Below are 6,198 nucleotides of genomic sequence, written 5' to 3' on the forward strand. Positions count from 1 at the left end.
AAACGATGCGAATTGAGAGAAGCCGGAAAGGAGGTGACGGTTCACCGGGAGGAGGTTATACCTGACCGATTTTACAGGAGAAAAAAGACTTGACCGTTTGATCTGTGGCTGGATTTAGATGAGCTATCTGGCTCCGATTAATGAACATGTTCTGTCATCATTCCTCATTGTGAACGAGGCTGACTTGAAGGATGCTTCCGAGAACGTGTGCAGGTTGCGCGAAGAAACGAAGGAATTGCTCGAACGGGCACAATCTGGCTCAGATGGGATTTGGTGGAGAGAAGGTTCAGATCCACGAGAAAGGCTAACTTGTGAAGCCTCTATGAGTTCTATTGCCGGAGGCCGGGGTCGAACCGGCACGAGGTTTAAGGCCTCACTGGATTTTGAGTCCAGCGCGTCTTCCAGTTTCGCCACTCCGGCGTTGAGTCCACACAAATCTAGCTTCTTTTGCTGCCTGATGTCAACTTGTCCGAAAATAGTGACAGTCACCTATTTCCTGGGCAGTCTCTCCGCTCGTGGGATGTAGGATCGAAAAATACGCGTGAGGTTGATCATCCTGGTCACGGGAAATAGGTGACTGTCACTATTTTCCTCACAACATTGACAGAGCATGCTTGTTGCGCTATCTTGCTGACCAATCAGTCAATTTGATGTTGTCCCAAAAAGGGGGGTTGAAAATGCGCAAACTAGCTCTTGCAATGCTGCTTGTGTTTGCCGCTGTATCCTTCCATTCGGTCTTCGCCGGCGACGAACAGCCCCAGCGCCTGAAGAAACGTGTCGCAGTCTTCAAGTTTGAGGACAAGACCGCGCATGTTTACAGCTGGTGGACCGGTCAGCCGGTCGGTGACGGAATGGCCGACATGCTTACCACGGCGCTCGTGAAGAGCGGCAAGTACCGCGTGATCGAGCGGCAGCAGATTGAGGACGTGGTATTGAAGGAACAGGCATTGGGTCAGACCGGAGTCATTACGTCTGAAAGCGCAGCAAAGATCGGGAAGATGCTTGGGGTCGAGCTGGCCATCGTGGGAAGTGTGACGGAGTTCGGCCACAAGGAATCCGAGAAGGGCGGGCGCATGGGCGGCATCGGCCTGGGAGGCAAGAAGATGTCAGCGACCGTCGCAGTGGATGTGCGTTTCATCAATACTACGACCGGCGAAATCCTTCAGGCAGAGAGTGTTCGAAAGGAAAAATCCTCAACGGGTTTGTCCGTGTCCACCCCCGAATTCGATTTCAAGAATGAGAAAGCATTTGATGAATCGCTTGTAGGCAAAGCCACTCGTGAAGCCGTCAATGAAATCGTGACAAAGATCGATGCGGCCGCAGTGAACATCCCCTGGTCTGCAAAAATCGCCAAGCTCAGTGCCGACGGATCAGTCATCATCAACTCGGGAGCCGAGGCGGGGGTACAGGTAGGTGACAAGTTTGTCGTTTATCGGGCGGGCGAGGAGGTCATTGACCCCGACACGGGCGAATCTCTTGGCAGCGAGGAGACAGCTGTCGGCAAGATAGAGGTCCTGGATAACAATGTCGGAAAAGGCAAAGCATCAAAGTGCAAAGTAACCTCGGGTTTGGGCCTCAAAGAGGGTGATATCGTGCGTCTGAAGTGACGCGCTTCATTTTTTTGTTGACTAAAAATGGGGTTCCCACTACACTGACCGACTGGAAAGAGGATGCGTGGCCTTTCCTACGGTAGGTAACCAGCCTGGTTGCGGTAGGTTTGAGCCTCTGGCCTCTTTTTTCTTGAAACCTGCCGACCGGGGCTGTAGCTCAGCTGGGAGAGCGCTTGTCTGGCAGACAAGAGGTAGCGGGTTCAAGCCCCGCCAGCTCCACCACTACTCGCGGACCTACCTTTCACGATGTATCGCGTAACGGGCAGAGACTATCTTAGCTCTGAGACGGAAGGAGGTGATAGCCGGGAAGATGCAGGTACCGGGTAAGTCAGACAGGGAGAGTCTTTCGCCTGACAGATACCCGGCAAGTGGGTTGTATTGCTGTGGCATCCTCTCAACAGGATGCGGAACCTTTAAGGAGGTTAAAAGATGAAAAGAGCTCTGTTTCTTTCTCTCGGGCTTCTTATACTTGTAACAGTGGCTGCGTCTGCCGAGAACAGCCTCGAGGCCAAGAACAAAGCATTGGTTTTCTCGACTAGCTCTTCGACCGCCCTTGCGGGCAAGTACATGCTTGCTTCTGACATGGCTGTCAACGTGTCGGTCGGTTACATGAGTGCCGGAATCAGCGGCTCAAAGTCGACACTGCTTAGCATCGGCGGCGGAGTGGCGAAGTATCTCAAGACAGAAGACGTGGCACCCTACGTCGGAGCAGGCGTTGGCTTCGGCACAAGCAGCCCGCCGGTTGGCGACTCTCAGACCACGTTTTCTCTGGCCGGGATCTTCGGCGTTGAGGCATTCATTATGAAGAATGTCAGCGTGTCCGGTAACGCTCAGCTTGGATTCTCCTCAATCTCGAACTGGTCCGGGACCAAAAGCTACAGCACCATGGGAACAGCAATGACCGCGTTCATGGTGACCATCTATCTGCCGTAGCAGTCCGGCTGAGAAGGGCATCCCGAATTCTCGGGATGCCCTTTTTCTTTGCCAAATCACGGTTGACAGAATGGCTCCATGTGATAGACTGCCTAGAAAAATGGGCCATCTATGACAAAAAAATGCTCCTCACATGCGCTTCGAATTTGTGTTTTTTCCCTGCTTCTTGCGCCATTTGTCTTTCCTTCCCTCTCTCATGGGCAGGGAACTCTTAAATATACTTCGCAGGTCGTTGGGAAGGACTCAAAGAGCGTTCTGGCCCCGTTCACGAGAGCGAAATTTGAGAACGGGCTTACCGCGATAGTGAAGGAACTCCACTCTGCCCCGATTGTGACTGTTGATGTGTGGGCCAGGGTGGGGTCCGTGAATGAAAACGACGAAATCAATGGAATCTCCCATTTCTTTGAACACATGTTCTTCAAGGGCACGGAGAAACGCGGTGTTGGAGAGATGGATAGAATCGTGAAATCGCTGGGGGGCAGGAGCAATGCAGGGACATCGGTTGAGTACACGCACTACTACATAACCGTTCCAGCCCAGCATATGAACATTGCAGTTGACCTTCTCTCTGATGCGCTGGCCAATTCCAAATTTGCCCCGGAGGAAATCGAAAAAGAAAGAAAGGTCGTCAAGGAGGAGATAAACAGGAAGGAAGATGATCCCAACGGGAAACTCTTTACCCTTTTTCAAGAAGCTCTCCTTCCCGGCACGCCCTGGGCAAGGCCGGTTCTCGGAACTAATGAGTCTCTTGACCGGATCGACAGAGAGGCTTTCCTCAAGTACGTTGACGCCCGCTACGGAGCCGAGAACCTGGTTGTCGTGATTGCCGGAGACGTAAGCACCGGCAAGGCATTGGGCGAGATCGGGCGCGGCTTTTCTTCTTTCAGACATGCGAAGGAAACCGGATATCCTGACATCGGATGGAGTCCGCTCACGAGAAGGGTGGAGCGTGTAATCGAAAAGGATGTGAACAGAGGATATCTCATGCTTGGATTCCAGACCAAGGGCCGGAGTTTGATGAAAGACTTCTATCCGCTGGAAGTAGCCGCGGCGATCCTGGGAGAAGGCAAGAGTTCAAGATTGTACCAGAATCTGAGGGAAAAGAAGAAGATTGTTTCAAACATATCTGTATGGTCATGGGATCTCGACAAGGCCGGCGCACTGGGTCTTTTCGCAGAGCTTGACCCTGCACTCAAGGACAGCGTGGAAGCGGCGATCAAAGCCGAGATGAACCTGCTTGCCGAGAAAGGAATCACCGAGGAGGAGCTTCAAAGGGCAAAGATGATGCTTAAGTCCAAGTTTGCTTTCGAGAGCGAAACCGGGGCTGGAGTTGCCGGAAAGCTTGGCCGTGCCGAGACGCTTCAGGGGGCCGAAGAAGCGCTGCGCTATGTTGACGGAATTGGAGGCGTGACTTCCTCCGACGTGATGAGAGTGGCGAGAGATTACTTGAAAGGGAAGCCATATGCAGTTTGTTACATTCTTCCGAAAACGAAAGGCTAACTCCATGCGCGAGAAGAGGAGAGGAGATTTATCGTGCTCCGCGGCTTCTGTGCGAGCGGCTTCCTGTATTGGAGCTTCGTTAGTCGTTCTTGTCGTATCTGCCTTAACGCCTGCGGTCTCGTGCGCAGACGACGCCGAAAGATTCCTCCTTCCGAACGGCCTTACTTTCATCGCGCGAGAGTCCGATGCCAACGACATCGTTTCTCTTGCGATCTTCATGAGGATGGGCTCTGCCTACGAGCCGGACTCTGAAGCAGGATACTCGAATCTCACTGCAAGGCTTATTCTCAAGGGCACCCAGTCGCTGAATGCTCAGGACATTGCGAACGGCATAGAATCAGTCGGGGCAAGAATCAATGCTTATGCAGGAAAGGAAGTGGGGGTCATATCGCTGGAAGCGACGAGGGAAGGTTTTGGGCCGGCGGTCGATATTCTGCTCGATGTGCTCAAGGACACTTCCTTCCCGGATGAGGAAGTGGCTCAAGAGAAGTCCATGGTTCTCAAAGAAATCGGGGCCCGAAGTGATAGACTCCTCGCCACTGCCTTTGACCTTTTTTACGAAACCCTTTTCGAGGGGCATCCTTTTCACAAACCTGCGCTGGGCTATGCGCAGACGATATCGAACTTTGACAGAGCTGATGCTACGAGATACTACGGCATGTTCTTCAGACCCAGTAACATGGTCTGGGCGGCAGTGGGGAATTTTGATTCCAAGGAGCTTCTCGAGAAAATCCGAAAGACGTTTCTCATGTTCGGCGGGTCGCTTGAGAAGCCAAAGCCAATTGAGGCAAAGCCCGTTGAGCTCGTGTCGGCAAAACAGAGTACCAGGGTCAGAGAGACCAAAGCAACATGGTTTGTCCTCGGTTACAGGGCACCTGGTTTGGGAGAAAAGGGATACGGGACTCTCAAGGTCCTTGATGCGGTCTTGGGCGGGAGCATGGATTCGCGGCTTTCTACCGAGCTCAGGGACAAAAGGGGGCTGGCATATCAGGTTGGTTCGACCGAAGGCGGCTACGTCTCGTCGAACTTCCTTGCGGCCTATATGGGAACAAAAGGTGACCAGTTTGAGGTTGCATGGAAGGGCGTGCTGAATGAGATAGACCGGGTCAAGGCCGATGGAGTAACTTCTGAAGAAGTGGAACGAACAAAGAGCTACCTGCAGGGGAACTACGTTATTTCACTTGAGACCAACTTCAGGCAGGCCTATCTCATGGCGCTCTATGAGAGCCTGGGGCTTGGCTACAAGTTCGGGGATCTCTATATAGAAGATATCAAGAACACGACTCCTGAATTGGTCAAGGACCTGGCTGTAAAGATTTGCGGAAACTACTGCCTTTCGGCGATTCTGGCCAAGCAGTAAACGTGGAAAGAAAGGAACTAGGAGCATGATCAATCCCTGATGAACAATGGCCTTTCCGCAGTACTCACAGTACCGATCCTTTTTTTCTCCGTCATCGTTCATGAATGCGCTCACGGGTATGTGGCGCTCCGGAATGGTGACCCGACGGCAAAGGATTCCGGAAGACTTACTCTAAATCCGCTCCCTCACATAGATCCATTTGGAACCATCCTGCTTCCCCTCACGCTAGTCATCCTTCAGGCCAGGATACTGTTTGGATGGGCAAAACCCGTTCCCGTGAATCCATTGAACTTCAAGGACATGAGGTCCGGGCTCCTTCAGGTAGCTGTATCCGGACCGCTTTCGAACATAGCTCTCAGCTTTGTCTGCGCGCTGGCCCTTAAGGCGCTGCTGCTGTCCGGCGGTTTGGCCGCTACGAACGCTCTCGTGATAATGTTCTCATTCGGAATTCAGATCAATGCCGTACTTGCAGTGTTCAACCTGCTCCCGATCCCGCCGCTTGATGGCTCGATGATTCTTGTCGGACTTCTGCCGGGCAGGATTGCCGATCAATTCAGAAGACTCCAGGTGCTGGGATTTCTGGGGATCGTGCTCATAATCGCAACGCCGCTGGGTTATTACTTGATCTGGCTCCCCGCAGGATTTATCATCGGTATCTTTTCCAGGATTGCCGGGATACCGTTTGTGTTCTGAGCAGATCGGCGGGACACCACACTGGTGTGCCGTCCCAGAAATAGCTTTACGAAATGCAGGGTGTTTCATGAGGCACACTGCCAGGGGGTATGAGGGGGTCGT

General features: G+C 52.7%; 5 protein-coding genes and 2 tRNA genes. 6 read left to right on the plus strand and 1 reads right to left on the minus strand.

What is annotated here, in order from left to right:
* Nucleotides 1-333: 333 nt before the first annotated feature.
* A tRNA-Leu gene (locus QME66_12350) sits at nucleotides 334-420 on the minus strand.
* Nucleotides 421-677: 257 nt separating this feature from the next.
* Here QME66_12350 and QME66_12355 point away from each other — a divergent pair.
* The 6 genes from QME66_12355 (at nucleotide 678) to QME66_12380 (ending at nucleotide 6,096) form a co-directional block, all read left to right on the plus strand.
* Nucleotides 678-1,607, plus strand: a complete 930-nt coding sequence (locus QME66_12355) for a CsgG/HfaB family protein (GenBank protein MDI6809754.1) — start codon at nucleotides 678-680, stop codon at nucleotides 1,605-1,607.
* Between the two features lie 149 nt (nucleotides 1,608-1,756).
* Nucleotides 1,757-1,832: transfer RNA gene (locus tag QME66_12360), tRNA-Ala, on the plus strand.
* Nucleotides 1,833-2,039: 207 nt separating this feature from the next.
* Nucleotides 2,040-2,543, plus strand: a complete 504-nt coding sequence (locus tag QME66_12365; protein ID MDI6809755.1) for a hypothetical protein — start codon at nucleotides 2,040-2,042, stop codon at nucleotides 2,541-2,543.
* Between the two features lie 111 nt (nucleotides 2,544-2,654).
* The gene (locus QME66_12370; GenBank protein MDI6809756.1) at nucleotides 2,655-4,043 is read left to right on the plus strand and encodes a pitrilysin family protein; all 1,389 of its coding nucleotides are present in this window, start codon (nucleotides 2,655-2,657) and stop codon (nucleotides 4,041-4,043) included.
* Between the two features lie 4 nt (nucleotides 4,044-4,047).
* Nucleotides 4,048-5,403, plus strand: coding sequence for a pitrilysin family protein (locus tag QME66_12375; protein ID MDI6809757.1), 1,356 nt, complete (start codon nucleotides 4,048-4,050; stop codon nucleotides 5,401-5,403).
* Nucleotides 5,404-5,442: 39 nt separating this feature from the next.
* Entirely contained in the window at nucleotides 5,443-6,096 is a 654-nt protein-coding gene (locus QME66_12380; GenBank protein ID MDI6809758.1) for a site-2 protease family protein, read from the plus strand.
* Nucleotides 6,097-6,198: the final 102 nt, after the last annotated feature.

It is taken from the genome of Candidatus Eisenbacteria bacterium (assembly GCA_030017955.1).
Lineage (GTDB): Bacteria > Eisenbacteria > RBG-16-71-46 > JASEGR01 > JASEGR01 > JASEGR01.

Excerpts from the sequence above, each read along its gene's own strand:
- QME66_12355 (MDI6809754.1), top strand. The coding sequence starts at position 678 with ATGCGCAAACTAGCTCTTGCAATGCTGCTTGTGTTTGCCGCTGTATCC.
- QME66_12365 (MDI6809755.1), top strand. The coding sequence starts at position 2,040 with ATGAAAAGAGCTCTGTTTCTTTCTCTCGGGCTTCTTATACTTGTAACA.
- QME66_12370 (MDI6809756.1), top strand. The coding sequence starts at position 2,655 with ATGACAAAAAAATGCTCCTCACATGCGCTTCGAATTTGTGTTTTTTCC.
- QME66_12375 (MDI6809757.1), top strand. The coding sequence starts at position 4,048 with ATGCGCGAGAAGAGGAGAGGAGATTTATCGTGCTCCGCGGCTTCTGTG.
- QME66_12380 (MDI6809758.1), top strand. The coding sequence starts at position 5,443 with ATGAACAATGGCCTTTCCGCAGTACTCACAGTACCGATCCTTTTTTTC.